At 67.7% G+C, this 23,905-nt stretch carries 27 protein-coding genes and 1 tRNA gene; 16 read left to right on the top strand and 12 right to left on the bottom strand.

Features of this window, described 5'->3' with window-relative positions:
- From MTR62_RS13320 to MTR62_RS13335, 4 genes are all read left to right on the top strand, one after another.
- Positions 1-226 (top strand): hypothetical protein (locus MTR62_RS13320; protein WP_244021669.1); only part of this gene is annotated, 226 nt, incomplete at its 5' end.
- A 96-nt stretch (positions 227-322) separates the two neighbouring features.
- Positions 323-1,012, top strand: coding sequence for a DUF969 domain-containing protein (locus MTR62_RS13325; protein WP_244021671.1), 690 nt, complete (start codon positions 323-325; stop codon positions 1,010-1,012).
- Positions 1,009-1,962 carry a DUF979 domain-containing protein gene (locus tag MTR62_RS13330; RefSeq protein WP_244021672.1) on the top strand — a complete coding sequence of 318 codons (954 nt, stop codon included), beginning with the start codon at positions 1,009-1,011 and terminating at the stop codon, positions 1,960-1,962. Before MTR62_RS13325 ends, MTR62_RS13330 begins: the two co-directional genes overlap by 4 nt.
- Entirely contained in the window at positions 1,959-2,945 is a 987-nt protein-coding gene (locus tag MTR62_RS13335; RefSeq protein ID WP_244021674.1) for a DUF2891 domain-containing protein, read from the top strand. Before MTR62_RS13330 ends, MTR62_RS13335 begins: the two co-directional genes overlap by 4 nt.
- Positions 2,946-3,062: 117 nt before the next feature.
- Here the strand turns inward: MTR62_RS13335 and MTR62_RS13340 are convergent, their stop codons facing one another.
- The 4 genes from MTR62_RS13340 to MTR62_RS13355 form a co-directional block, all read right to left on the bottom strand.
- Entirely contained in the window at positions 3,063-3,833 is a 771-nt protein-coding gene (locus MTR62_RS13340; protein WP_244021676.1) for an SDR family oxidoreductase, read from the bottom strand.
- 70 nt (positions 3,834-3,903) lie between these two features.
- Complete coding sequence (locus MTR62_RS13345) at positions 3,904-5,205, bottom strand: amidohydrolase family protein (RefSeq protein ID WP_244021678.1); 1,302 nt, start codon at positions 5,203-5,205, stop codon at positions 3,904-3,906.
- The gene (locus tag MTR62_RS13350; protein WP_244021680.1) at positions 5,202-6,587 is read right to left on the bottom strand and encodes an amidohydrolase; all 1,386 of its coding nucleotides are present in this window, start codon (positions 6,585-6,587) and stop codon (positions 5,202-5,204) included. The genes MTR62_RS13345 and MTR62_RS13350 overlap by 4 nt, the downstream gene beginning before the upstream one ends.
- Positions 6,588-6,649: 62 nt before the next feature.
- Positions 6,650-8,302 (bottom strand): peptide MFS transporter, encoded by a 1,653-nt coding sequence (locus tag MTR62_RS13355; protein WP_244021682.1) that lies wholly within the window; start codon positions 8,300-8,302, stop codon positions 6,650-6,652.
- 629 nt (positions 8,303-8,931) lie between these two features.
- Between MTR62_RS13355 and MTR62_RS13360 the strand changes: the two genes are divergently transcribed.
- The 4 genes from MTR62_RS13360 (at position 8,932) to MTR62_RS13375 (ending at position 10,783) form a co-directional block, all read left to right on the top strand.
- Positions 8,932-9,213 (top strand): integration host factor subunit beta, encoded by a 282-nt coding sequence (locus MTR62_RS13360; RefSeq protein WP_244021685.1) that lies wholly within the window; start codon positions 8,932-8,934, stop codon positions 9,211-9,213.
- A 265-nt stretch (positions 9,214-9,478) separates the two neighbouring features.
- Positions 9,479-9,563, top strand: a tRNA-Leu gene (locus tag MTR62_RS13365).
- Positions 9,564-9,836: 273 nt separating this feature from the next.
- Positions 9,837-10,289 carry a tRNA (cytidine(34)-2'-O)-methyltransferase gene (locus MTR62_RS13370; RefSeq protein WP_244021687.1) on the top strand — a complete coding sequence of 151 codons (453 nt, stop codon included), beginning with the start codon at positions 9,837-9,839 and terminating at the stop codon, positions 10,287-10,289.
- Positions 10,290-10,438: 149 nt separating this feature from the next.
- The gene (locus MTR62_RS13375) at positions 10,439-10,783 is read left to right on the top strand and encodes a hypothetical protein (RefSeq protein ID WP_244021688.1); all 345 of its coding nucleotides are present in this window, start codon (positions 10,439-10,441) and stop codon (positions 10,781-10,783) included.
- Between the two features lie 6 nt (positions 10,784-10,789).
- Here MTR62_RS13375 and MTR62_RS13380 read toward each other — a convergent pair whose 3' ends face one another.
- Complete coding sequence (locus tag MTR62_RS13380; RefSeq protein WP_244021690.1) at positions 10,790-11,878, bottom strand: S66 peptidase family protein; 1,089 nt, start codon at positions 11,876-11,878, stop codon at positions 10,790-10,792.
- An 83-nt stretch (positions 11,879-11,961) separates the two neighbouring features.
- On the opposite strand from MTR62_RS13380, the gene MTR62_RS13385 reads away from it, so the two are divergent.
- A complete protein-coding gene (locus MTR62_RS13385; RefSeq protein WP_244021692.1) occupies positions 11,962-12,843 on the top strand; it encodes an LOG family protein in 882 nt (293 codons plus the stop codon).
- A gap of 105 nt (positions 12,844-12,948) precedes the next feature.
- Here the strand turns inward: MTR62_RS13385 and thiD are convergent, their stop codons facing one another.
- From thiD to glmM, 4 genes are all read right to left on the bottom strand, one after another.
- Positions 12,949-13,701, bottom strand: a complete 753-nt coding sequence (gene thiD / locus MTR62_RS13390) for a bifunctional hydroxymethylpyrimidine kinase/phosphomethylpyrimidine kinase (protein ID WP_244021694.1) — start codon at positions 13,699-13,701, stop codon at positions 12,949-12,951.
- Complete coding sequence (locus MTR62_RS13395) at positions 13,698-14,768, bottom strand: phosphatase PAP2 family protein (RefSeq protein ID WP_244021696.1); 1,071 nt, start codon at positions 14,766-14,768, stop codon at positions 13,698-13,700. The genes thiD and MTR62_RS13395 overlap by 4 nt, the downstream gene beginning before the upstream one ends.
- A gap of 213 nt (positions 14,769-14,981) precedes the next feature.
- Complete coding sequence (locus MTR62_RS13400; protein ID WP_244021698.1) at positions 14,982-15,212, bottom strand: DUF1272 domain-containing protein; 231 nt, start codon at positions 15,210-15,212, stop codon at positions 14,982-14,984.
- Positions 15,212-16,552, bottom strand: coding sequence for a phosphoglucosamine mutase (gene glmM / locus MTR62_RS13405; protein WP_244021700.1), 1,341 nt, complete (start codon positions 16,550-16,552; stop codon positions 15,212-15,214). Before glmM ends, MTR62_RS13400 begins: the two co-directional genes overlap by 1 nt.
- A gap of 103 nt (positions 16,553-16,655) precedes the next feature.
- Between glmM and MTR62_RS13410 the strand changes: the two genes are divergently transcribed.
- Positions 16,656-17,945 (top strand): dicarboxylate/amino acid:cation symporter, encoded by a 1,290-nt coding sequence (locus tag MTR62_RS13410; RefSeq protein WP_244021702.1) that lies wholly within the window; start codon positions 16,656-16,658, stop codon positions 17,943-17,945.
- A gap of 106 nt (positions 17,946-18,051) precedes the next feature.
- A complete protein-coding gene (locus tag MTR62_RS13415; protein WP_244021704.1) occupies positions 18,052-18,606 on the top strand; it encodes a DsbA family protein in 555 nt (184 codons plus the stop codon).
- Between the two features lie 77 nt (positions 18,607-18,683).
- Here MTR62_RS13415 and MTR62_RS13420 read toward each other — a convergent pair whose 3' ends face one another.
- Positions 18,684-19,292, bottom strand: coding sequence for an HNH endonuclease (locus MTR62_RS13420; RefSeq protein WP_244021706.1), 609 nt, complete (start codon positions 19,290-19,292; stop codon positions 18,684-18,686).
- A 200-nt stretch (positions 19,293-19,492) separates the two neighbouring features.
- Here MTR62_RS13420 and gluQRS point away from each other — a divergent pair, with 200 nt between their 5' ends.
- The 5 genes from gluQRS to MTR62_RS13445 all read left to right on the top strand — a co-directional run bounded on the left by gluQRS (position 19,493) and on the right by MTR62_RS13445 (position 22,586).
- On the top strand, positions 19,493-20,350 hold the full coding sequence (gene gluQRS, locus MTR62_RS13425) for a tRNA glutamyl-Q(34) synthetase GluQRS (RefSeq protein WP_244021708.1): 858 nt from the start codon (positions 19,493-19,495) through the stop codon (positions 20,348-20,350).
- Positions 20,347-20,580, top strand: coding sequence for an HIG1 domain-containing protein (locus MTR62_RS13430; RefSeq protein WP_244021710.1), 234 nt, complete (start codon positions 20,347-20,349; stop codon positions 20,578-20,580). Before gluQRS ends, MTR62_RS13430 begins: the two co-directional genes overlap by 4 nt.
- Before the next feature lie 88 nt (positions 20,581-20,668).
- Entirely contained in the window at positions 20,669-21,238 is a 570-nt protein-coding gene (locus MTR62_RS13435) for a cob(I)yrinic acid a,c-diamide adenosyltransferase (RefSeq protein ID WP_244021712.1), read from the top strand.
- 104 nt (positions 21,239-21,342) lie between these two features.
- Entirely contained in the window at positions 21,343-22,212 is an 870-nt protein-coding gene (locus MTR62_RS13440) for a 3-hydroxyacyl-CoA dehydrogenase family protein (protein ID WP_244021714.1), read from the top strand.
- A 56-nt stretch (positions 22,213-22,268) separates the two neighbouring features.
- Complete coding sequence (locus MTR62_RS13445) at positions 22,269-22,586, top strand: hypothetical protein (protein WP_244021716.1); 318 nt, start codon at positions 22,269-22,271, stop codon at positions 22,584-22,586.
- A 6-nt stretch (positions 22,587-22,592) separates the two neighbouring features.
- Here MTR62_RS13445 and MTR62_RS13450 read toward each other — a convergent pair whose 3' ends face one another.
- Both MTR62_RS13450 and MTR62_RS13455 read right to left on the bottom strand, forming a co-directional pair.
- Positions 22,593-22,901 carry a hypothetical protein gene (locus MTR62_RS13450; RefSeq protein WP_244021718.1) on the bottom strand — a complete coding sequence of 103 codons (309 nt, stop codon included), beginning with the start codon at positions 22,899-22,901 and terminating at the stop codon, positions 22,593-22,595.
- A 26-nt stretch (positions 22,902-22,927) separates the two neighbouring features.
- Positions 22,928-23,905: MutS-related protein (locus MTR62_RS13455; protein ID WP_407672684.1), on the bottom strand; the 978-nt coding region annotated here is incomplete at its 5' end.

A 23,905-nucleotide genomic window follows, 5' to 3' on the forward strand; every position in this document is an offset into this window, starting at 1 on the left:
GAACCATTCCGATTCGGTCAAACACCTTTTTCAAAAAATCGTCATCAAACAGCGATTTCTCGGAAAGTGGCACATTTCCAATGTTTTGATGGCCAACCTTTGTCCGAGCAAGACCGTGGGCGTAATTATATTACCCAGGCCTCGCAACCGTGCAGGAGCTGACGGGGAATCGTTTTCTCACCCCTTCGCAAATCGCTGTGTGGACGCTGATTGCGAGGGCATTTGATGGATTCATTCGGACCTCGCCTTGTGGCAGGTTGCTCCTCGGGGGCGCTCCCCATGGTCACACGCCCCATGGTCATACGAAGGAGACCCCACACCCATGTCCTATTGGCCACTGATCGGCATTGCGCTGGTCGTCGCGGGATTCGCGCTAAGGCTCAATCCGCTGCTCGTCGTTGCCGGATCGGCGCTCGTGACGGGCCTGCTCGGCGGGCTCGGGCTGGTGCCGGTGATCGAGGCGCTGGGCAAGGCGTTCAACGACAACCGCTACATCTCGCTGACATGGATCATCCTGCCGGTGATCGGCCTGCTCGAGCGCCACGGCCTCCAGCAACAGGCCCGGTGTCTGATTGCCACGGTGCGCGGCGCGACGATGGGGCGCCTGCTCGTGCTCTATCTGGGTTTTCGCCAGATCACCGCCGCGCTCGGCATGAAGGACATCGGCGGGCATCCTCAGGCGGTGCGCCCGCTGATCGCACCGATGGCCGAAGCGGCGGCCGAGCGCACGCACGGCCCCCTCGATGCCGCCGAGCGCGACAAGGTCAGGGCCATGGCCGCCGCCACCGACAACATCGGCCTATTCTTCGGCGAAGACATCTTCTTTGCGATTGCCTCGATCCTGCTGATCCAGGGCGTGTTCGAGACGCAGGGCTACGAGCTTACCCCCCTGCAGCTTTCGGTCTGGGCAATCCCCAGCGCGGTCTGCGCCTTCTTCCTCCACGGTGGACGGCTGCTCGCGTTCGACCGGCGCCTTGCCCGGCGTGCGCGCCTGCCCGGACGCGCGGCATGATCACGCTCGAATGGCTCTACATGCTGGCGGGACTGGTGTTCAGCGGCTGGGCGCTGCTGAGCGCGCGTGACCGCGCCAACCCCAAGCGCTGGGGCAACGCCGCGTTCTGGGGTCTGCTTGCGGCAAGTTTCTTCTTCGGCTCGCACCTCTCCGATCTGGCCAACGGGCTGCTCGTCCTCGCGCTGGTGGGGCTGGCGGGCACCGGACAGCTCGGCCGCAGCCATCCCGCAACGACGAACGAGAGCGAGCGCGAAGCCAGCGCCGCACGACTGGGCAACCGGCTTTTCGTGCCCGCGCTGGTCATTCCGCTCACCGCCGTGCTGGGCACGCTGCTCTACACCTATACCCCGCTGCAGGAGAGCGGCCTGTTCGAAGCGCGGCGCGAGACGCTCATCCTGTTCGGGCTTGGCGTGCTGGTCGCGCTCGCGATCGGCCACTTCTGGCTGCGCCCACCCGCGCTGGCCCCGCTCGAGGAAGGGCGCCGGCTGATGGATTCGATCGGCTGGGCGGCGATCCTGCCGCAGATGCTCGCCGCGCTCGGCGGGGTCTTCGCGCTGGCCGGGGTGGGCACGATCGTGGGCGATCTGGCCGCGCGGGTCATTCCCGAGGACAATCTGGCGCTCGCCGTGCTGGCCTTTTGCCTCGGGATGCTGGTCTTCACGATCATCATGGGGAACGCCTTTGCGGCCTTTCCGGTCATGGCCTCGGCCATCGGCGTTCCAGTGCTGGCGCAGCACTTCCACGGCAATGTCGCGCTGATCGGCGCGGTGGGGATGCTCTCGGGCTTCTGCGGCACGCTGCTCACCCCGATGGCCGCCAACTTCAATATCGTGCCCGCCGTCCTGCTCGATCTCAAGAGCGAGTACGGCGTCATCCGCGCGCAGGCGGGAACGGCGCTGCCGCTGTTCGCCTGCAATGTCCTCCTCATCTATTTCCTGGCTTTTCCATGACCCAGCTTTCCCCCGAAGTCGCCGCCCGGTTCGCACGCATCGCGCTTGGCCACGTCACGCGCGAGTACCCCCACAAGCTCGACCACGTGATGGACGATGATGGCGACGTATTGCCCCCGCGCGCGCTGCACCCGGTGTTTTTCGGCAGTTTCGACTGGCACAGCTGCGTCCACGGCTGGTGGACCCTGCTGACGCTGCGCCGTCTCTTCCCGACCATGGAAGAGGCGAAGGCCATCGATGCGCTCGCGCACACCACCTTCACCGCCGAAAAGCTCGGTCGCGAGCTGGCCTATCTCAAGCGCCCCTCGGCGCGCGGGTTCGAGCGGCCCTATGGCTGGGGCTGGCTGCTCTATCTCCACCTCGAGGCGACGCGCCACGCCGACAGCCCGCTCGCCGCCGCGCTCGATCCGCTGGCGCGCGCCTTTGCGCGGCGTTTTGGCGATTACCTCGACAAGCTGACCTACCCGATCACCGTGGGCACCCACTTCAACACCGCCTTCGCCCTCACGCTCGCGCACGAATGGGCGACGGTCCACGAGGCCCCGCTCGCCGCGCGGATCGAGAGCTGGGCGCAAGACGCCTTCGGTGCACGGACCGACTATCGCGGCTGGGAACCGGGTGGCGACGAGTTCCTCTCGCCCGCGCTCAGCGCCGCGCGGCTGATGCACGCCGCGCTGCCCGCCGAGCGCTTTGCCCGCTGGTTCGACGCGTTCCTGCCCGAAGGCGGGTGGCTGGACACCGCGCTGACCCCGGCCTTCGTCTCGGACCGCAGCGACGGCAAGATCGCCCACCTCGACGGGCTCAACCTCAGCCGCGCCTGGTGCCTGCGCGCGGTTGCCAGGAGCCTCCCGCAAGCCCGCGCCGCGCAGCTCGAAAACCTCGCGCAGACGCACCTCGCGGCCGCGCTGGACCACGTCGCAGGGGACTACATGGGGGAGCACTGGCTGGCGAGTTTTGCCCTGCTCGTCTTCCTGGAAGGGTGAGGACGTTTTGATCTAATAGGATACAAGGGGTTACCACCCCTTGACCCCCGACTGTCGCGCGCACCTCTCTCGGCCAGCCTTGTGTTCTGAAGGGGAGGTCGCCGCGCAATCCACGCGTTATGGCGCGTAGATCATCTTGCGTGTCATCCCGCCATCGACGACCAGTTCCTGCCCGGTGATGAACCCGGCGCCTTCGCTGGCGAGGAATTCGACCGTCGCGGCGATGTCCCCCGGCACGCCCACGCGCCCTGCGGGGTGTTGACGGCGATCGACCGGGCGCTGGCGCACGGCTTCGCGGCGAGCGGGTTTCTGCCAGTCGCGCGTCTCGATCCAGCCGGGCAGGACCGCGTTGACGCGGATGTCGGGGCCAAGGCTGATCGCCAGCGCATGGGTCATCGCGCAGAGCGCGCCCTTGGCCGCGGCGTAGGCTTCGGTATCGGGTTCGGACTGCACCGCCCGGCTCGAGGCGACGAACACGATCGAACCCTTGCGCTGGCGCAGCGCCGGGATCGCTCCGCGCACCGCGAGGAAGGCCCCGGTCACATGGCTGTCCTGCCACTTGCGCCATTCGGCAAGCGCAAGATCCTCGATCGGGCCCGAGTGCGGATCGGCGATCCCGGCGTTGGAGACCAGCAGGTCGAGCCCCGCCCCGGTGCCCAGCCCAGCCTGCCACTGGGCCAGCACGGCGAAGGCCTGGGCCATGCCCGCTTCGTCCGCGACATCGACCGCGTGGGTCATCAGATGGGGGCTGGTGCGCTCGGCCGCGAGATCGCCGAGCGCTTCGTCGTCCTTGTCAAACGCGGCGACGGCCCAGCCCCGGTCAAGCAGGTGGCACACCACCCCCTTGCCGATACCCTGAGCGCCGCCGGTCACGATCGCGATCCGCATGGTCCTGTCCTTGTTCGCCTTTTGCCAAGCCCAACGCGTGAGGCGCGCGATCGTGCCGTATCAGCGGCTCTTACCAGTCGTAGGCCTTGGGCTTGTAGGTGTGATCAAGGTCCTTGTAGCGTTCGCGCAGGCGCACCTGATGGCTGTCGAACGGCTGCTTAACCCCGTCGATGTAGACCGCGACCGGGGCCGAGGACAGTTCGAGCGGATCACCGTCCCACAGCACCACATCGCCCACCGCGCCCGGCGCCAGCACGCCTTCCTTGCCGCCCATGCCCGAAATCTCCGCCGGGACCGAGGTGATCGCGGCAAAGGCCTGGCCCCAGGTCAGCCCGGTGGCGCCGGGCAGCTTGGTCAGCGCCACAAGGTTGCCCGCCTGTTCGGGCGCCCGGCGCGGCTGGTTCTCGCCCGCGAACATCCCGATCGCGACCTTGACGCCCGCCTGGACCATGCGCCCCACGTTCGACTGGGTCGAGCCCAGCGCCTCGAACGCGTCGGGCAGATCGCGCATCGGCATGGTGATGACCGGAACCCCGGCGGCCGCGATGTCCTTGGCCACCAGCCAGCCCTCGCTCGCGCCGACCAGCACCAGCCTGAGCTTGGGGAACTCCTGCTTGAGCCCCAGAACCGCGCGAATGTCCGCCGCACGCTCGACCTGAACGTAGAGCGGCTGCGCGCCCGCGACGACCGGCGCCAGCGCCCTGGCGTCGGCGTGGGTCAGCATCGAGTCGCTCGCCCGCGCGGCCCCGGCGGGCGCTGCAGCCAGCGCGCTCGCCTCGGCCAGCGCGTTGTGCAGCACGACATAGGCAGCGACACGGCTGCCGCCCGCGATGCGCGCGCCGCGTTCGGACAGGGTGACGTACTGGAACGCGCGCGGCGCATCGACGATCCTGGCCCCCTCGCCCAGATCGATCAGCGCGCCTTGCCCGGCGAAGATCGAATTGCCGTTGGCGGGCGAAACGCTGGCGCGGGTAACCCCGCCTTCACGGCTGACCGCGATATGCTCGCTCGCCGGATTGAGCGCGGGCACCACGTCGAGCGCGGCGTTGAAGGGGCTTTCGTCGGCTTCGGTGTCGTTGCTGTCGGACACCGCCTCAACATCCCACAGGCCAAGATCGGTCAGCGCCGAAAACAGCCCCGGCGTGACCCACTTGCCCGTACCGTCCACGGTCGGGATACCCGCAGGCACCGCGACACCGACACCGGCGGCGACGACCTTGCCGCCGCGAACCACGACGGTTGCCCCGGTTATGGGCTCCGAACCGTCCCCCTTGGCAAGCGTGGCGTTGGTCACCGCAAGATCCTGCGCCGAAACGGCGAGCGGCGCGGCGAGCGCGGCAATTCCCGCCGCAAGCATGAGGATGCGCTTCACTTGACGTCTCCTTCACCGGGCTGGCCGAGTTCGAAATCGCTCACCGGGCGGGTCTTGGGATTGTCGGCGTCGAACATCAGCGCGCCGTCGATCCACACCTTCTCGGGGCGCGAATAGACCGACAGCGGGTTGCCGTTCCACAGCACCACGTCGGCCATCTTGCCATCTTCCAGGCTGCCGGTCATCGCCTCGACCCCGGCGGTCTTGGCGGCGTTGTAGGTGAACCAGGAAATGACCTGCGCGTCGGGAATGTCGATGCCCATGCGGTGGCCCGAAGCCTGCGCCTTGGCGGCGGCCTGGTTCAGCCGCTGGATGCCGTTGGGATCGTCCGAGTGGATCACCACGCAGGCGCCCTCCTTGGCAAGCAGCGCGGCGTTTTCGGGGATCGCGTCGTAGGCTTCCATCTTGAAACCGTACCAGTCCGCCCAGACCGCGGCGCACACGTCGTTTTCGCGCAGCATGTCGGCGATCTTGTAGGCTTCCACCGCGTGGTGGAAAGCAGTCACCTTATAGCCCATTTCCTTGGCCATATCGAGCACCTGCGCCATTTCGTCGGCGCGGTAGCAGTGGTTCTGGACGAGGATTTCGCCCTTCAGCACGCCTTCGAGCGTGTCCTTGCCCAGATCGCGGTCCTTGTGGTCCCCCTCCATGTACTGGCGCGCGTCGATCCACGCCTGGCGGTCGACCGCGAAGTTGCCCATCCGGGTCGAGGGGATCTGCCCCTTCGAGCCGTAGACACGCTTGGGATTTTCGCCGCAGGCCATCTTGAGCGAATAGGGCGCGCCGGGAAACTTCATGCCCTGCACGGTGATCGAGGGCACGTTCTTGAGCATCACCGCCCGCCCGCCGATCAGGTTGCCCGAACCGGGCAGGATCAGCAGCGAGGTCACGCCGCCATTGGCCAGCGCGCGGGTGAAACCGGGGTCCTGCGGCCAGACCGAATGCTCGGCCCAGACGTTGGGCGTGGTCGGGCTGGTCATCTCGTTGCCATCGGACAACGCGTCGACGCCGGGCGAGGGATAGACGCCCAGGTGCGAGTGCGCGTCGATGACGCCGGGCGTCACGTACTTGCCGCGAGCGTCGATGCGGTCATACCCTTCGGGGATGGCGAGATCAGGGCCACCGACCGCGACGACCTTGCCCTGCGCGAACAGCACCACGCCGTCGTCGATCCGCTTACCCCGCCCGTCGTAGACGACGGCGCCGACCAGCGCGGTCGGCCGGCCCGGATAAGGCTTGTAGGTCGAGGCATAGGGCACCGCGCTCGCGGTGGCGGCGGGCGCCTTGTCCTTCTTCTTCGCGAAGGCGGGCGGCGCCAGCGTGAGCGCGAGGGTCAGCGCCAGCGCACTGCCCCAACGCCCGATCTCAGGCGAAATCCTCATGGTTGTAACCCCTGTTTGAAGAAAACCGGCCCGATCGGTTGGGATCGGGCCGGGAAATGTGGTCAGTTGGTCTTGAGATCCGGGTGGGTGCCGGCTTCCTGCGCTTCGAGCCCGAGCGCGCCTTGGCCCGCCAGATCATCGCCGGGATCGTTGCCCAGCGTCTCGAGGTGCATGCCCCGGCGCACCAGCGGCGAGACGACCAGCACCGCGATGCCGATGCCCAGCGCCACCCAGCCCAGTTCCTGATAGATGTGCAAGGTGAGTGCCTGCGACATCTCACCGCTTTCGCCGCCGGTCGCCTCGCCGATCTTGCCCGCGATGAACTGGCCGACCGCGGTCATGTAGAACCAGGCGCCCATGATGAAGCTGCCCAGCGCCGCGGGCGCCAGGCGGGTCATCGCCGAAAGCCCGACCGGGGAGAGGCACAGCTCGCCCGTGGTCTGCAGCAGGTAGATCAGGAACACGAAGAGCACCGGCGTCAGCGCGCCCACGCCCGCCGTCTTGGCGCCCCACACGAAGACCAGGAACGACAGGCCCACCTGCACCACGCCCAGACCGAACTTGGCCGGGGTCGACGGTTCGAGGCCCAGCTTGCCCAGCCACTGCCACAGCCCGGCAAAGACCGGCCCGAGCAGGATGATGTAGATCGGGTTGATCGACTGGAACAGCGAGGCGGGCACCCCGCCACGGTCCACGTACTTGTCGGTATAGAGGTTGAGGCTGCCGCCAGCCTGCTCGTAAAGCCCCCAGAACACCGGGTTGAGCGCAACCAGGAACAGGATCACGAACATGCGGTGGCGCGCGTCGCGCGGCAGCTTGAAGGCTTCGTAGAGAGTGTAGAGCAGCATTGCGACGCCCGCCACGCCAAGCAGCGTGCCGATCACGTCCTGGTACTGCAGCAGCAGCCAGATCACCGCAATCGAGGCCACGCCCAGGCCATAGAGCGTCCACTCGCGCGAAGCCGCCAGCGCCTTGGGCGGCTCGCCATTACCGCGCAGCGCGGGCTTGCCGAACCAGAAGATGACGAGGCCCAGCGCCATGCCGATCCCCGCCAGGCCAAAGCCCCACGACCAGCCGATGGTCTGGCCCAGATAGCCGACCAGCAGCGTGCCGAGCGCGGCGCCGGTGTTGATGCCCATGTAGAAGATCGTGTACGCGCTGTCGCGGCGCAGGTCCTTCATGCCGTAGAGCTGGCCGACGATGACCGAGATGTTGGCCTTGAGAAAGCCCGAGCCCACGATGATGAGCGAGAGCGCCAGCCAGAACACGTTGATCGCCGGGTCCGCCTGCTTGATCGCCGGATCGGTGACCCCCTGCAGGCCCTCGTAGGCCATGGCGAGGTGACCCAGCGCCAGCACCACGCCGCCGAAGATCACCGCCTTGCGCTGGCCCAGCCAGCGGTCGGCGAGATAGCCGCCAAGCACCGGGGTAATGTAGACGAGGCTGTTGTAGCTGCCATAGATGAGGTTCGCCGAACCATCGTTGTAGAGCCAGAACTGGGTCAGGTAGAGCACCAGCAGCGCGCGCATGCCGTAGTAGGAGAAGCGCTCCCACATCTCGGCGTAGAACAGCACGAAGAGGCCGCGCGGGTGGCCGACGAATTCCTCGCTCTTGCGCGCCGCGATCAGGCCGCCGATGGCGATCACCACGAACAGGAAGACAGCGGCGATGGCCGCAATCCAGTCTCCCTCGTTCCAGATTGCAATGTCTTTCATGCGTTGTCCTGCATCCCTGTTGGTCCTGACCCACGGTTTTCTGGCCCGCGCTGCGCACGGCGCCTCCGGCGCACGGCGCGCGCAGGGCAAGGACCGGAAAGTGCGCGAGGTTAACGATCCCGAAGAAAGTGTAAATGGCCTGTGCGCCCCCCGCCGGCGCGCCACGTGGGCGATAGCCGACCGCTGCCAGCCACGCGCCGCACGTCCGTTGCGCCCACGCCTTCCAAAAGGCGTTTCGCACGCGTCTTTGCGCCCCGCCTCGCGCAATTATATGACGCACTGCGGCAGGCCAAAAATTTTGCCGCCACGCCGCCTGCCAGCCCCTTTGGCAAGCCCGCCACCCCGTGTTGGAAGGCCGGTCAGGCGCCCGCGCCGCGAGGGTGCGAAAATCGTCGGAACCGGATCGTCCGATGGCGCGTTGCAGCAAGAGTTTTCGTGCAAGATCGGACCATTAGGTGCTATAACCATTGCGTCGTGAGCCATGAAATGTCATTTTCCCAATGAAACGGGTGCGCTGTCTCGTAACATCCTGATTCGGCGGCCTGTCGTGGGGTTTTTGGTTTGTTGAAGGATCGTTGTTCGAAGGCCTGGTGCGACAGATGGCCTGACACGATTTTTGGGGGGTAGCGATGATCAGATCGGAACTGCTGCAAGCGCTTGCCAAGGAAAATCCGGAATTGCGTGCCGAGGACGTTGAAAGCGCGCTCGACACCTTTTTCGAAGAGATCGGACAGCGCCTTGCCGATGGCGGACGGGTGGAGCTGCGCGGCTTCGGCGCCTTCTCGACCCGCCACCGCGAAAGCCGCGTGGGCCGTAACCCGCGCACCGGCGAAAGTGTCGAAGTGCCCGAAAAGCGGGTTCCTTACTTCAAGCCCGGCAAGGAAATGCGCGCCAAGCTCAACGTGAGCTGACCTGCGCGCCCTCGGGGCCCGACGCGCGGACTTGCGGGGGCAGGACCGCAGATCGGTCGGCGCGGGCGTCCACACGGCTCCAGAAGCGCCTGGCCCGCGGCTTGACCGGTGTGCGCCGGTCCGGTGCGTGCCAGCGCCCCATCATGCGGCCGGCGGCCGATCGCAGGGGCTGGCGCGCGCGATCCTTTGAACGCGAAGGCTCCGATATCGTGCAAACACCGTTGCCGCGAAAGGCGCGATCTGTCAGATCGCCGGGCAGCGCCGTGCGGGCGTGGCGGAATGGTAGACGCCGGGGACTTAAAATCCCCTGATCCTTGATCGTGCGGGTTCGAGTCCCGCCGCCCGCACCAATTTTGCTTCGGATACGCGCGTCCTGATTGGCAGGGCCTGCGGGAATCGTGTTTCAGCGCGTTTTTTTGCGAACCATAAGGTGTTTCCACCGGGCGGGAAAACGCTCTGGAAATACCGGCCATCCGTGTGCGCAGGGGCCTGCCGGGCAAAGCCGGGCCGATCGGACCAAACCGCCCGGCGATAGGGCCGCTGGCCGCGGCGATCGCGCCAAGGCGGCCGGGCGCTGGCCGCACACTCTTGCATGGGCGGCACGGCAGGGCCAAGGAGCGGCAATGCGCATTGCTCTCTTCGAACCCGAAATCGCCGGTAACGTCGGGGCCGTCCTGCGGCTCGGCGCCTGCATGGGCACGCCCGTCGACCTGATCGAGCCGATGGGCTTCGTCTGGGACGACAAGCGCGTGCGCCGCGCCGCGATGGACTACATCGATCATGTCTCGATCACCCGCCACGCCAGTTTCGAGGCCTTTTGCGCCACCACCGGCGCGGCGCGGCTGGTGCTGTTCACCACCAAGGCCACGCAGTCCTCTTACGACTTCACCTACCGCAGCGACGACATCCTGCTGTTCGGCAAGGAAAGCGCAGGCGTTCCCGCCGCCGTCGCCGAGCGGTGCGGGGAAACGGTGCGCATTCCGCTGCGCGAAGAGGTGCGCTCGCTCAACCTGGCGATGGCCACCGCGCTGGCGCTTGGCGAAGGGCTGCGCCAGACCGGCGCGCTGCCCGCCTGATCCGCGCGCCGATCGTTAACGCACGCGCCCTGCCCCTGCGCGCTTGCCCCGAGGCCGCCGGTCGCATTGCGTCAACCCCATCCAACCTAGACTTGCCGCTCTGCGGTGCCCCTGACACGGCCCGCGTCACGTCTTAGGGGTAGGGTGTCATGGTCAATACCCTTGCTTCGGGTGCCGAAAATCCACCGGCTGCGTCAGGTTTCGGGCGGCGCGAGCCGCGCGAGCATGTCGAAATGCTCGCCAAGTTCCGCCGCACCGTCACCAGCACCACCGTCATGCTCAAGGACCTGACGCGCTTCGGCGCGCGGATCGAAGGTATCGAGGGGCTCCAGACCGACGAGGCGGTCAGCCTCACCCTCCCCGGGCGGCGCCCCGGCATGGCCTTCGTCGCCTGGGCCAACGCGCATTGCGCCGGGCTCGAATTCGCCGATCCGCTCAGCGATGAGGACTACGCCCAGCTCGTTGCCCAATACGGGCTTGGCGGTAGCGCCTGAACGGCGTCAGGCGACCACGGGTTCGAGCATCGTGAGCGTGCCGGCATCGGCGTCGATCCGGGCCAGGCACCCTTCGGGCACGCTCGCCTGCGCGGCGATGTGGCCGATCGACAGCCCCTGGAACGCGGGCACGCCGAGCGTGCCCAGGTGCTGGTCGAGCACCTGGTAGATCGTGTAGTTCGAAAAGCCCCCGTCGGGGTTCTCGCAATGCGTGCACTGCCCGAAGACCACGCCGGCAAGGCTTCCCAGCACGCCCGCCAGCGAAAGCTGGGTGAGCATGCGGTCGATGCGGTATTCGGCCTCGTTGGTGTCCTCCAGGAACAGGATCGCGCCGCGCATGTCGGGCAGGTAGGGCGTGCCCACCAACGCGCTGAGCACGGTCAGGTTGCCCCCCACCAGCCGCCCCGTCGCCTGGCCACCGGCAAAGACGCGCGCCTCGCGCCGCCCGCCGCCCAGGTTCGCCCCGGTATAGGCCGCGACCGAAAACGTCGGCGTCGCCCCCTCGAACGCGAGCGCGTGGAACGCCTCCCACGCCACCGGCGGCCAGCTCGCCGCGGCGTTGGGGCCGTGCACGCTCGGCGCGCAGCCCTGGGCCATGAGCGCCAGGTGCAGCGCGGTGTTGTCGCTGAATCCGCAGAACAGCTTGGGCGCCTTGCGCAGCGCTGCAAAGTCCAGTCGGGGCAGGATCCGCGCCGTCCCCCAGCCGCCGCGCACCGCCATCACCGCCTTGACCGAAGGATCGCGCCAGGTCTCCATGAAGGCCGCCGCGCGCGCCGCATCCTCGCCCGCCAGATAGCCCGCGCGCTCGGTCAGGTTGGGCGCAAGGCGCGGTTCGAGCCCCATCGCGCGCACCGCCTCGGCGATTTCCTCGATCCCAAAACGATCGCCCACGAAACCCGCCGGAGCGACCAGCCCCAGGGTATCGCCCATGCGCAAGCGCGGCGCCACCACACGGGCTCCCCGGAGCCTTCCCGGTAATCGTGCGTTAGTCTGCGCGGGTGCAGGATCGGCCAGGACCCTTGCGGCTCCACCCAAGGCTGCAAGGCCGCTACCGGTAATTCCAATCGCTTTCAAAGCATGGCGTCGGGACATCATGGCACGGGACCCTACCCGCGCCCGCCCCGCGCGTCTTGCCAAATCTCTCGACGGGCCGCGCACAAACGGCCATGGATATGTAAATGACAGAAGAAGAAAAGAAACTCACCGACCGCCGATTCTACAAGGCCGAACAGGAAGCCGGCTTTGCCGACGGGCAGGAAGGCACGCTGCAAACGCAGAACCCGTCCTACCGGCTGGCCTTCCAGGACACCGATTTCCTGCTGCGTGACGAGCTGCGCCCGGTGCGCTTCCAGCTCGAACTGCTCAAGCCCGAAATGCTGCTGGAAGAGGCCAACATCGGCTCCACGCTGGTCATGTACGGCTCGGCGCGCATCCCCTCGCCGGAAAAGTGCGACGGCGTGCTCGAACGCGCCACGACCGACGAGGAGAAGAAGGTCGCCGAAAAGCTGGTGGCCAAGTCCAAATACTACGAGGAAGCGCGCAAGCTCGCCCGGCTCGCGAGCCAGTGCGGCATCGTCGAAAAGGGGATGCGCCAGTTCGTCGTGTGCTCGGGCGGCGGCCCCTCGATCATGGAAGCGGCCAACCGCGGCGCGCACGAGGTCGGCGCCGAATCGCTCGGGCTCAACATCGTGCTGCCGCACGAACAGGCACCCAACCCCTATGTCACCCCGCGCCTCTCCTTCCAGTTCCACTACTTCGCGCTGCGCAAGATGCACTTCCTGCTGCGCGCGCGCGCCGTGGCGGTGTTTCCGGGCGGGTTCGGCACGCTCGACGAGATGCTCGAACTGCTCACCCTCATCCAGACCGGCAAGATGAAGCCGATCCCGGTGCTGCTGTTCGGGCGTGAATTCTGGGAACGCGTGGTCAACTTCGAAGCGCTGGCCGAAGAAGGCGTGATCAACGCGCGCGACCTCAAGCTCATCACCTGGTGCGAAACCGCGGAGGAGGCCTGGGCCGCGATCGGCAAGTTCTACGAGCTGGACTGCGGGTTTCCGCTCTGAAGAACAGGATTGTCACCCCTTGACCCCAGGACTGTCAGCCGCATCCCGTTCACGCTGCCATGGCGTGGAGGGGTAAGGTCGGCGCCCTGGGGCTTCGCCCATGTTCTAGTTCGGCCGCACCGCCTGATGCCCCATCGGGCCGTGCCCGGCGCCAAAGCCCGGCGCGGCCTCGAGCGCCTTGCGCACGAATTCGCGCGCCTGGGCGACCGCGATGACCAGCGGCACCCGGCGCCCGAGGCTGCTCGCGATCGCGCTCGACAGCGTGCACCCGGTGCCGTGGGTGTGGCGCGTGGCGATGCGCGGCGCGCTCCACACCAGCGGTTCGGCGCCGGGCACGACCAGCCGATCCTCGACCATCTCGCCCTCGGCGTCGCCGCCCTTGGCAAGATAGGCGATACCGCGCGCGCGCAGCGCCTCGTCGCCGCCCAGCGCGACCAGTTCGGGGACGTTGGGGGTGGTCAGCGTCGCCAGCGCCATCAGCCGCTCGAACGCCGCGACGGTTGCCGCGTCGGCCAGGACCGAGCCGCTGGTGGCGACCATCACCGGGTCGAACACCACCGGCACCCCAAGCCCCTCTAGCCGGTCGGCCACCACCTGCGCGATGGCCGCCGAGCCGAGCATCCCGATCTTCACCGCATCGACGCCGATGTCGCTGACGCAGGCGTCGATCTGCGCGGCGACCATGGCCGGCGAAAGCGCCTCGACCGCCGTCACCCCACAGGTGTTCTGCGCGGTGATCGCGGTGATCGCGGTCATCGCGAAACCACCGAGCATGGTGATCGTCTTGATGTCGGCCTGGATGCCCGCGCCGCCCGAGGAGTCCGAGCCGGCGATCGAAAGTATGCGCGCTGGGGTCATGCCAGAGCGCTAGTCTGCCCCGGTGCGGCGGGCAAGAGCGCGCGCAGATGCAGCCACGAGCGCCAGCGCGCCACGACGAACAGCGCAAACCCCGCGACAAGGCCGCCCAGGATCAGGTCGATGAGGTAGTGCGTGCCTTCGACCGGAGTCGCCAGCAGCATCGCCACGTCGATCGCGATCAGCACCGAGGCGAGCCGCGGCACCGTGGCGAACTGGCGCGCGGCAAAGGCGATCAGCAGCACGCCCGAGGCCGCGTGAAAGCTGGGCGCAGAAACGAGCCCGACGAGCTGGCCCGGATCGATGGTGGTGAAACTGTGGTCGCGCAGCGCCGGGATCAGCTGCGGCTGCCACAGGTCGCTCACCGGAAGATAGGCCACCGGGGCATGCCACAGGTACGCGAAAGGCCCGACCGCAGGCATGAAGGCAAAGGCGCCGAGCGTGAGCCAGGCCGAGAGCCACACCGCGGCGAGGAAGGCGTGCGCCTCGGCGCGCTGGCCGCTCCAGGCGTGCCAGGCCAGCAGCAGCCCCGGCGAAACGTAGATCATCGCGTAGGCTCCCCGACTGACCATCTGGACCAGCGGGTGCGCCGCGGTGAAGCGGTACCAGGCCAGCCAGTCGAAGCCGAGCGCGAGATCGGCGCGTTGCAGGTCCGCGTCAAAGAACCCCCGGCTGAGCCCCGCGAGCGGGTAGCTGGCGATCGCCGCGACGAGCGCGATGGCCATGAACAGCGCGACGTAGCCCGCCAGGTCCGCCCCCGCCCAGAACAGCCGCGAGGCGCTCGCACGGGCCCGGCGCCGACAGCTCCAGCGCACCGCGCCCAGGATCGCGAAGACCAGCGCGTAGCGCAGCGCCCCCGAACTGGTGAGCGCCACGCTCAGCCGTGCGGCGTGGAGCAGCGCGATCAGCGTGGCGAGGCTCAGGGTGATGAGCGCGATCAGCGCACCCGACGGAATGCGCGACAGACGGCGCGGGCAAGCCCAGGGCGCGGACGACGCGACGGTTAAGGCCGGGGCTGACAAGGTCGGGGTGGACAAGACCGGGGAGGTGGCCTGCGGCACGAGGCTCATCAACGGCGTACCGTCGCCCCCAAGACCGCCGGACGCTGGCCCAGCGGCATCACGAACGGCATTAGAAACGGCGGCACCAGCCGCGCTCGGTGAAACTCTACGCACCATGCACAGGACCTTAAACGGGACGTATCGGTCGGGCGCTGTGCACCATCCTATCTGAACACAAGCGAACCGAACGCACGAAATGGGCGCGAAAGCGCGCCTGCGGGATCAGCCCGCGCGAAACCGCCGCACCTTGGAGGGCGGCGCGGCATCGTGGTGCCTCTTCGCGCGGGTCGGCCGGTCGGTCAGCTCGCCCCCGCAATTGGGGCAAAGATCATCGAGTTCCTCGGCGCAGTTCGCGCACCAGGTGCACTCGAACGAACAGATGAAGGCGCCGGGCGCCTCGGCCGGGAGGTCAGCGCCGCAGCGCTCGCAATCAGGACGCATTTCCAAGGGCATCAGGCCGTCACCTCCTCGACCGCGCGGCAGATCGCGGCGACCGCCGCCTCGACCCGGCCCGCATCGTCGCCTTCGGCCATGACGCGGATCACCGGCTCGGTGCCCGAGGGACGGATCACCAGCCGCCCTTCGCCGCGCAGCGAGGCTTCGGCCTCGGCGATCACCGCCTGCACGCTCTTTTCCTCGAGCGGCTTGCCGCCCGCAAAACGCACGTTGCGCAAAAGCTGGGGCACCGGATCGAACAGGTGCAACACCTCGCTCGCGCGCTTGCCCGACTGGACCAGCGCGGCGAGCACCTGGAGCGCGGCCACGGTGCCATCGCCGGTCGTCGCGTGATCGAGCAGGATCATGTGGCCCGACTGTTCGCCGCCCACGTTGAAACCGCCGGTCTTCATGCGTTCGAGCACGTGGCGATCGCCCACCTTGGTCCGCTCGAGCGTGAGTTCGAGGCCCGAAAGGTAGCGTTCGAGCCCGAGGTTGGACATCACCGTCGCCACCACGCCGCCGCCCTTGAGCTTGCCGCGCGCGGCCATCTGCGTGCCGATCAGCGCCATGATCTGGTCGCCGTCGACCACCGCGCCCTTTTCATCGACCACGATCAGCCGGTCGGCATCGCCATCGAGCGCGATGCCGATGTCACACCCGGCCGAAACCACCGTTTCCTGAAGCAGATCGGGATGGGTCGAACCGCACGACTTGTTGATGTTCTTGCCGTTGGGGGCGACGCCCACCGCGACGATTTCCGCGCCCAGTTCCCAGAACGCCGAGGGCGCCACCTGGTAGGCCGCGCCGTTGGCGCAGTCGATCGCGATCTTGAGCCCGTCGAGCCGCACCGTGCTCGGCAGCGAGGCCTTGACCGCGTGGATATAGCGCCCGCGCGCGTCGTCGATGCGCCGCGCGCGTCCGATTTCCTCGCTGGGCGCAAGGGGAAGTTCCTCGCCCAGCAGGCGCTCGATGGTTTCCTCGTCGTCGTCCGAAAGCTTGAAACCGTCGGGTCCGAACAGCTTGATGCCGTTGTCCTCGTAAGGATTGTGGCTGGCCGAGATCATCACCCCGACATCGGCGCGCAGCTCGCGGGTGAGCAGCGCGACGGCCGGGGTGGGCATCGGGCCGAGCAGGATGACGTCCATCCCCACGCTGGTGAAGCCTGCGGTCATCGCGTTTTCGAGCATGTAGCCCGACAGGCGGGTATCCTTGCCGATCACCACGCGGTGGCGGTGGCTGCCGCGCTGGAACAGCTTGCCCGCCGCCTGCCCCACCTTCATGGCCATCGCCGCGGTCATCGCGCCCTGGTTGGTGCGCCCGCGAATACCGTCGGTTCCGAAGAATTGCTTGCTCATGGCTGCCTGTTACCCGCAGTGATCCTTAGAAATTGCTATGTCGCGCCGCGTTGGTAATGTCACCCCCCTTCCCCGCTGTTCTCCCGAGTTTGCAAGGACCTTCATGACAGACGCTTCAAGCGCCAGCCGTATGCCCGAAATCAAGGTGCCCGGCCTCCTGACCCTGGGCGGCCTCGTCGCCGGCTTTGCCGTGGGCCTCGTGCTGACCGGCATGTCGTCGTCCAACGGTTCGGTCGCGCTCGACCAGGCCAAGGCGATCGCCGGACCGATCGGCACGCTGTGGTTGCAGGGCCTGCAGATGACGATCCTGCCGCTGGTCGCAGGAATGCTGTTCACCGGCATCATGGAGACCGCCAGGGCCGCCAGCGCCAGCGCCATCGCCAAGCGCACGATAAGCTGGATCGTGGGCACGCTGGCGCTGTCCTCGGTGATCGGCGCACTGGTGATGACCACGCTTATCCCGCTGTTCGATCCGCCGCGCGGGTTCCATCCCCCGGCCGACAGCGCCGCGCTGCACGCAGCGCCGAGCATGGGCGATTTCTTCAAGACGATCCTGCCCACCAACGTGCTCGAATCCGCAGCCAACGGCGCGATGCTGCCGGTGATCCTGTTCATCGCGATCTTCGCGCTGGCCGCGACCCGGCTCGACGAGGCGCCGCGCCGCCAGCTCGCGCTGGTCTTCGAAGGGCTGGCGGGCGCGATGATGGTGGTGATCGGCTGGGTGCTCAAGCTCGCCCCGATCGGGGTCTTCGCGCTCGGTCTGACGCTGGCGGCGAGCAACGGCTTTGCCGCCATCGGCGCGCTGGCGCAGTACATCGTGCTGGTCGCCTCGTGCGGGTTCGTGCTGCTGCTGCTGGCCTACCCCATCGCCGCGCTGATCGCGCGCAAGCCGCTCGGCGCCTTCTTCAGCGCGGTGCTGCCTGCGCAAGTCGTCGCCATATCGACGCAATCCTCGCTCGCCAGTCTGCCCGCCATGCTTGCCGCCTGCCGCAAGCTCGACGTGCGCGGCACGAGCGCCGAATTCGTGCTGCCGATCGCGGTCACGCTGTTTCGCGCGACGAGCCCGGCGATGAACGTGGGCGTGGCGATCTACGCCGCGCACATCGCGGGCGTGCCGCTGTCGATGGGCGCGCTGGCCGCGGGCGTCGTCGTCGCCTTCATCACCACCTTCGGTTCGGCCTCGGTGCCCGGCACGATCACCTTCATCCTCAACATCGCGCCGGTGGCGGCCGCGATGGGCGTACCGCTCTGGCCGCTGGGCATCCTCGTCGCGGTCGAGATGCTGCCCGACATCATGCGCACGGTCGGCAACGTGACGATGGACGTGGCGGTAACCAGCGCGGTCGACACCGCGCTCGACGCGCCCGAGGAGGGTGGCGTCACGCTGCACTGATCGCCGCGCCTGAAAAATCAATGTCCCCCCGGCGCGTTGAATAGCCCTGCCCGGCCTGACCGTGGTTCAGGGGAAGCGCCGTCCACCCGCCTCAGGAGATACCGAAATGGCCCCCGCCCAACCTTACGCCGCCCCGCTCGAATGGGGCACCGGTCCGCGCCTGTTCGAGATGTTCCTCGAACCGACCTGCCCCTTTTCGGTCAGGGCCTTCAACAAGATCGACGCCTTCCTCGCCGCCGCCGGACCGGACAGGGTAACCGTGCGGATCTGGCTCCAGTCGCAGCCCTGGCACATGTTCTCGCCGGTGATCGTGCGCTGCGTCCTGGCCGCCTCGACCCTGCCCGAAGGCCGCGAAGCGGCGCGCAAGGTGCTCCAGGCGGTGGCCGACCACCGTCTGGAATTCGAATTCGAGAACCACGCCACCGGCCCCAACCGCGAGGCGACGCCCAACGCGATCATCGCCCGGATCGAGGGCTATACCGGCCTCTCGCTGGTCGAAGCCTTCGAAGTCCCCGGCCTCCAGCACGCAATCAAGCGCCACGCGCGCTACGGCCGCCAGAACGGCATCCACGTCTCGCCCACCTTCATGGTCGACGGGCTGGTCGATGCCAAGCTGGGCAGCGGCGATCCGGTCGAGGACTGGGCGGCGGCGTTCGCCTGAGCGTAATGGCGCCTGCCCACCCCCAAACCCCTCCCGCACGCGGGAGGGGAGCTAAAGCGCCGTTCCGATAAAGAGCCCTATTCTTCCAGCTCGATGTCCCAATAGAGCCAGTCGCGCCAGGTTTCGTGCAGGTAGTTGGGCGGGAAGGCCTTGCCGCGTTCCTGCAACTGCCAGCTCGTCGGCCGGATCGGCGCGAGCATCGGGGGCATGTTGGCCTGCCTGGGCGTGCGCCCGCCTTTCTTCAGATTGCATGGGCTGCACGCGGTCAGGATGTTCTCCCAGCTCGTGCGCCCGCCCAGCCGGCGCGGGATGACGTGATCGAAGGTCAGGTTATGCGGCGAACCGCAGTACTGGCAGGTGAACTTGTCGCGCAGGAACAGGTTGAAGCGGGTGAAGGCGGGAAACTCGCTCGGCTTCACATAGTCGTGCAGCGCGATCACCGAGGGGATCTGCATCGTCCAGCTGGGGCTGCGCACCGAACGGTCGTAGCACGAGACGACGTCGACCTTTTCGAGCACCACCGCCTTGATCGCGGTCTGCCAGGGCCAGATGCTCAAAGGGTAGTAGGAGAGCGGCGTGTAATCCGCATTGAGAACAAGCGCAGGGCAGTCGGAAAGACTTCGGGAGGGGTCATCCTCCGCGCTGCGGAACCGGGCCGCGCGCTCTATCAGCTCCGATCTGAGCATGGCCTCCTGTCGCAGGCCGTGATGACAAGTTCATGGCAACACATGCCCTCTTTTGCAGCACTATCGCTTGAAATCGTCAAGCCGTATCTCTTTCATCGCGCTGACAATCCACAGGCCGGGGGTGTGGTTACGCACGGCCTTGTCCTTCGCCTGCACCGCCCCGTTTTCATCGGCTGTTCTTTCCCTTACGAGACCGCGTCATGATCCGCACCCGTTTCGCCCCCAGCCCCAACGGCGCGCTGCACCTGGGCCACGCCTTCGCCGCGCTCGTCGCGCACGATCGGGCCCGGCGCGAAAGCCATTCGGGCGGCGGCGAATTCCTGTTGCGGATCGAGGATATCGACGGCACGCGCAGCCGCGCGGAGCTGGCCGAGGAAGCGCTCGCCGACCTCGCCTGGCTGGGGCTCGCCTGGGATGGTCCGGTCCACTACCAGTCGCACCGCCTGCCCGCCCACGCCGAGGCCGCCGCGCGGCTCAAGGCCATGGGCCTGCTCTACCCCTGCCACTGCACCCGCGCCGAAATCAGGGCCGCCGCCCAGGCCATGGGCCCCGATGGGCCGGTCTATCCCGGCACCTGCCGTGGCCAGGCGGTCGATCCCGAAAACGCGGCCTGGCGGCTCGACGTGCGCAAGGCGCTCGAACAGACCGGCCCGCTCGACTGGAGCGACGAAATCGCCGGGACACAGCGCGCCCGCCCCGAACTCTTCGGCGACGTCGTGCTGGTGCGCAAGGATCTGCCCGCCAGCTATCACCTGGCCGTGACGCTCGACGATGCGGCGCAGGGCATCACCCATGTCACGCGGGGCATGGACCTGTTCGCCGCCACCCACATCCACCGGCTGCTCCAGGCCCTGCTCGCCCTGCCCGTGCCCGTCTGGCACCACCACCCGCTGCTGGTCGAAGGGGACGGGCGCAAGCTCGCCAAGCGGCGCGGTTCGCCCTCGCTCGCCGACCGGCGCCGCGCGGGCGAGGATGGCCCTGCGCTCGCCGCCGCCTTGCGCGCGCACCGCTTCCCCGCTGGCCTTTCGCTGTCGATGGGCGTAGATTTCCCCGCATGAAGGTCTTTTTCGCTCTTGTCATCGTGGCGCTGATGATCGGCGTGGTCATCAGCCTCGTACGCGGCATCGTCGCGTTCCTGCAGAGCACCAAGGAGGATCTCAACCGCGCACCGGGCGAAACCGGCCCCACCCGCAGCCAGGAAATGCAGAACCGCATGATGTTCAACCGCATCAAGTTCCAGGCCCTGGCGGTGTTCGCCTGCGTGATCCTGCTCGCGATCGCGCACTGAAGGCTCTTCCCGGCGCTCTTGCGGGTGCATTTACGCGGCGCTCCGGTTAGGAGGGCGCACAAATGCCCCGGCAGGAGAGACGAACGCCTTGGTCAAGCTCAACAAGATCTACACCCGCACCGGCGATGACGGCACCACCGGCCTTGTCGATGGTTCGCGCCTGCCCAAGCATGCGGGCCGCATGGAAGCGATCGGCGCGGTCGACGAGACCAACAGCGCGATCGGCCTCGCGCTCTGCGCGCCGGGCATCGCGGCCCACGCCGCCGACCTCACCCGCATCCAGAACGACCTGTTCGACCTTGGCGCCGATCTCGCCACGCCCGGCAGCGACTTCACGCCCGGTGCCATGAGCCTGCGCATCGTGCCCGCACAGGTCGCCTGGCTCGAAACCGCGATCGATGCGATCAACGCCCGGCTCCAGCCGCTCACCAGCTTCATCCTGCCCGGCGGGAGCGAGGCCGCCTCGCGCGTTCACGTCGCGCGCGCCTCGGCGCGCAGCGCGGAACGGCGCGCTACCGCGCTGGGCGCGCAGGAACCCGCCAACCCGGCCGCGCTGGCCTACCTCAACCGCCTGTCGGACTATCTCTTCGTGCTCGCCCGCGCGCTCAACGAGGACGGCGCGAGCGACGTGCTGTGGGTGCCCGGCCAGAACCGCTGAGCGCCTGATCCAAAAGTTCGGCAGGACATTACGCCCGGTTCCCTCGCGCGCGCCAAGCGGCTAACCAGTGTGCTGCAACGCACAATTCGCGAGGGAGTACGGCAGTGAAGACAGTCGGGATCATCGGTGCAGGCATCATGGGCACGGGCATTGCGCAGACCGTGGCCGGCAAGGGGATACAGGTCATCCTCGCCGACGTCAGCCTCGAGGTGGCGCAGAAGGGCAAGGCCAAGATCGAAAAGAGCCTCGCCCGGCTGATCGCCAAGGAAAAGATCACGCAAGCCGATGCCGACGCGCTGCTCGCGCGGATCGCACCGACCGGCGACTACGCCCACATGGGCGAGTGCGACCTCATCATCGAGGCCGCGACCGAGCGCGAGGATATCAAGGCGAAGATCTTCGAAGCGGCGGGCAAAGTGCTCAAAGAGGGCGCGCTGATGGCCTCCAACACCAGCTCGATCCCGATCACCCGCATGGCTGCGGGCACGATCGACCCGGCGCGGTTCTGCGGGCTTCACTTCTTCAACCCGGTCCCGGTCATGGGACTGATCGAGGTGATACCGGGCCTCGCCACCGCGCCCGAGACGATCGCGCGCATGAAGGCCTTTGGCGAAAGTCTGGGCAAGACCGTGGTCCTCGCCGGTGACGAGGCGGGCTTCGTGGTCAACCGCGTGCTGTGCCCGATGCTCAACGAGGCGATCTGCGTACTGGGCGCGGGCGTCGCCAGTGTCGCGGACATCGACGCGGCAATGAAGCTGGGCGCCAACCACCCGATGGGCCCGCTCACGCTGGCCGACTTCATCGGCCTCGACACCCTGCTCGAGATCATGAAAGTGCTGTTCGAAAGCACCGGCGATCCAAAGTACCGCCCCGCAACGCTGCTCCAGAAATACGTCGAGGCGGGCTGGTACGGCCGCAAGAGCGGCAAGGGCTTCTACGATTATTCGGGCGAGGAACCGGTTCCCACCCGGTAGGTATGGGAACGCGACTCGGGGGCAGGGTGTTGAAAAGGGCAAAGGAGACAAGCCCGATGACCCAGCCCCGCGATCCGCTACCCCCCGAAACCGTCAACGCCGAACAGGCCGACGCCGAAACCCAGGCCCAGACCGTGGCCGAAGAGGCGCGCGACGCTTCGGTCTCCGTGCTCGGGCTCGAACAGAGCGAAAAGCTTGCCGGCAGTTTCGATGCGCCCGACGCGCAGGATCTGGTCGATCACATGGTCCAGATGGACACCAGCGGGATCATCGACATGTCGGCCTATCGCGGCGAAGAGACCATGGACGACCTCGAGAACCGCTACGGCCGCGCCGATGTGGCCGACGAGGATTTTGCCCAGGACGACAGCTGAGCTCCCTCACTGCCCCTGGATGACGACCGTCTTCGGCTCGCTTCTGGCCCAGGGGTTCGCGCTGTCGGTGGGCTTGGCCCCGGTATCGTCCCCCAGCAGCCTGGCGACTTCGGCGGCGGCCTTGGCGTCGTCCTGATCGCTCGCCCGCGCGGAGGTTTTACCGGCGGCATCCTGGCCCGCGCCCTGTCCGGCATCCTTGTGCGTCATCGCCGGGACCGAGCAATAAGCGGTGAGCAGGACGCCCGCGCTCCACCACAAGGCGCGCCAGCGGCTGCGGAACACCGAATTGAGACGAGGGCCGAAGGTGCTGATCATGGCCCCTGTCGCTACACCCGCGAGGGTTAAGGTTCGGTACCCGCCTCGCGCTTGAGGTCGTAAAGGATCTCGAGCGCATCGCGCGGGGAAAGCGCGTCGATGTCCATTTCGATCAGCTTTTCGCGCAAGGTGTCGCAGGCTTCCTCGCGCGCTTCCTCCGCCGCGGCGAACAGCGGCAGTTCGCCCAGCCCGGCGGCAAGCCCACCGGTCTCGACGCGGCCCTTCTCCAGCTTTTCGAGCACCGACTTGGCGCGGCTGATGACCTTGGGCGGCACTCCGGCCAGCCGCGCGACGGCCAGCCCGTAGCTGCGATCGGCAGGCCCCTCGGCCAATTCGTGCAGCAGCACCAGATCGCCCTTCCATTCGCGTGCGCGCACGTGGTGGAGCGAGAGCGCCTCGCAGGTTTCGGCGAGCCGCGCCATTTCGTGGTAGTGCGTCGCGAACAGGCAGCGGCAACGGTTGGTCTCGTGCACCGCCTCGGCCACCGCCCAGGCCAGCGCGAGGCCATCGTAGGTCGAGGTGCCGCGCCCGACTTCATCAAGGATCACGAAGCTGCGATCGGTCGCCTGCGCGAGGATCGCAGCGGTCTCGACCATCTCGACCATGAAGGTCGAACGCCCACGCGCGAGGTTGTCCGAGGCCCCCACGCGGCTGAACAGGCGATCGACCAGACCGATCCGTGCCGCCTTGGCGGGCACGAAGCCGCCCGCCTGCGCCAGCAGCACGATCAGCGCGTTCTGGCGCAGGAAGGTCGATTTACCGCCCATGTTCGGGCCGCCGATGAGCCACAGTCGGTCATGGCTGGCCAGCTTGCAGTCGTTGGCGACGAAACGCTCGTTCTGGCTCTTGAGCGCGGCTTCGACCACCGGATGGCGGCCGCCCTCGATCTCGAGCGAGAGGCCCTCGACGACCTCGGGACGCACCCAGCCGCCTTCGGCCGCGCGCTCGGCCTGCCCGGCGGCGACATCGATCCGGGCGAGCGCGGCTGCCGTGGCGGCGATCGC

Origin of the sequence: Novosphingobium organovorum, from assembly GCF_022832435.1 — a bacterium.
Taxonomy (GTDB): domain Bacteria; phylum Pseudomonadota; class Alphaproteobacteria; order Sphingomonadales; family Sphingomonadaceae; genus Novosphingobium; species Novosphingobium organovorum.

Excerpts from the sequence above, each read along its gene's own strand:
- MTR62_RS13400 (WP_244021698.1), bottom strand. The coding sequence starts at position 15,212 with ATGCCCTTGGAAATGCGTCCTGATTGCGAGCGCTGCGGCGCTGACCTC.
- MTR62_RS13410 (WP_244021702.1), top strand. The coding sequence starts at position 16,656 with ATGACAGACGCTTCAAGCGCCAGCCGTATGCCCGAAATCAAGGTGCCC.
- MTR62_RS13385 (WP_244021692.1), top strand. The coding sequence starts at position 11,962 with ATGACAGAAGAAGAAAAGAAACTCACCGACCGCCGATTCTACAAGGCC.
- MTR62_RS13375 (WP_244021688.1), top strand. The coding sequence starts at position 10,439 with ATGGTCAATACCCTTGCTTCGGGTGCCGAAAATCCACCGGCTGCGTCA.
- MTR62_RS13370 (WP_244021687.1), top strand. The coding sequence starts at position 9,837 with ATGCGCATTGCTCTCTTCGAACCCGAAATCGCCGGTAACGTCGGGGCC.
- MTR62_RS13350 (WP_244021680.1), bottom strand. The coding sequence starts at position 6,587 with ATGAGGATTTCGCCTGAGATCGGGCGTTGGGGCAGTGCGCTGGCGCTG.
- MTR62_RS13360 (WP_244021685.1), top strand. The coding sequence starts at position 8,932 with ATGATCAGATCGGAACTGCTGCAAGCGCTTGCCAAGGAAAATCCGGAA.
- MTR62_RS13340 (WP_244021676.1), bottom strand. The coding sequence starts at position 3,833 with ATGCGGATCGCGATCGTGACCGGCGGCGCTCAGGGTATCGGCAAGGGG.
- MTR62_RS13380 (WP_244021690.1), bottom strand. The coding sequence starts at position 11,878 with ATGATGTCCCGACGCCATGCTTTGAAAGCGATTGGAATTACCGGTAGC.
- MTR62_RS13450 (WP_244021718.1), bottom strand. The coding sequence starts at position 22,901 with ATGATCAGCACCTTCGGCCCTCGTCTCAATTCGGTGTTCCGCAGCCGC.
- MTR62_RS13445 (WP_244021716.1), top strand. The coding sequence starts at position 22,269 with ATGACCCAGCCCCGCGATCCGCTACCCCCCGAAACCGTCAACGCCGAA.
- MTR62_RS13420 (WP_244021706.1), bottom strand. The coding sequence starts at position 19,292 with ATGCTCAGATCGGAGCTGATAGAGCGCGCGGCCCGGTTCCGCAGCGCG.
- MTR62_RS13355 (WP_244021682.1), bottom strand. The coding sequence starts at position 8,302 with ATGAAAGACATTGCAATCTGGAACGAGGGAGACTGGATTGCGGCCATC.
- MTR62_RS13335 (WP_244021674.1), top strand. The coding sequence starts at position 1,959 with ATGACCCAGCTTTCCCCCGAAGTCGCCGCCCGGTTCGCACGCATCGCG.
- MTR62_RS13415 (WP_244021704.1), top strand. The coding sequence starts at position 18,052 with ATGGCCCCCGCCCAACCTTACGCCGCCCCGCTCGAATGGGGCACCGGT.
- MTR62_RS13325 (WP_244021671.1), top strand. The coding sequence starts at position 323 with ATGTCCTATTGGCCACTGATCGGCATTGCGCTGGTCGTCGCGGGATTC.
- MTR62_RS13330 (WP_244021672.1), top strand. The coding sequence starts at position 1,009 with ATGATCACGCTCGAATGGCTCTACATGCTGGCGGGACTGGTGTTCAGC.
- gluQRS (WP_244021708.1), top strand. The coding sequence starts at position 19,493 with ATGATCCGCACCCGTTTCGCCCCCAGCCCCAACGGCGCGCTGCACCTG.
- MTR62_RS13395 (WP_244021696.1), bottom strand. The coding sequence starts at position 14,768 with ATGAGCCTCGTGCCGCAGGCCACCTCCCCGGTCTTGTCCACCCCGACC.
- thiD (WP_244021694.1), bottom strand. The coding sequence starts at position 13,701 with ATGACCCCAGCGCGCATACTTTCGATCGCCGGCTCGGACTCCTCGGGC.
- MTR62_RS13430 (WP_244021710.1), top strand. The coding sequence starts at position 20,347 with ATGAAGGTCTTTTTCGCTCTTGTCATCGTGGCGCTGATGATCGGCGTG.
- glmM (WP_244021700.1), bottom strand. The coding sequence starts at position 16,552 with ATGAGCAAGCAATTCTTCGGAACCGACGGTATTCGCGGGCGCACCAAC.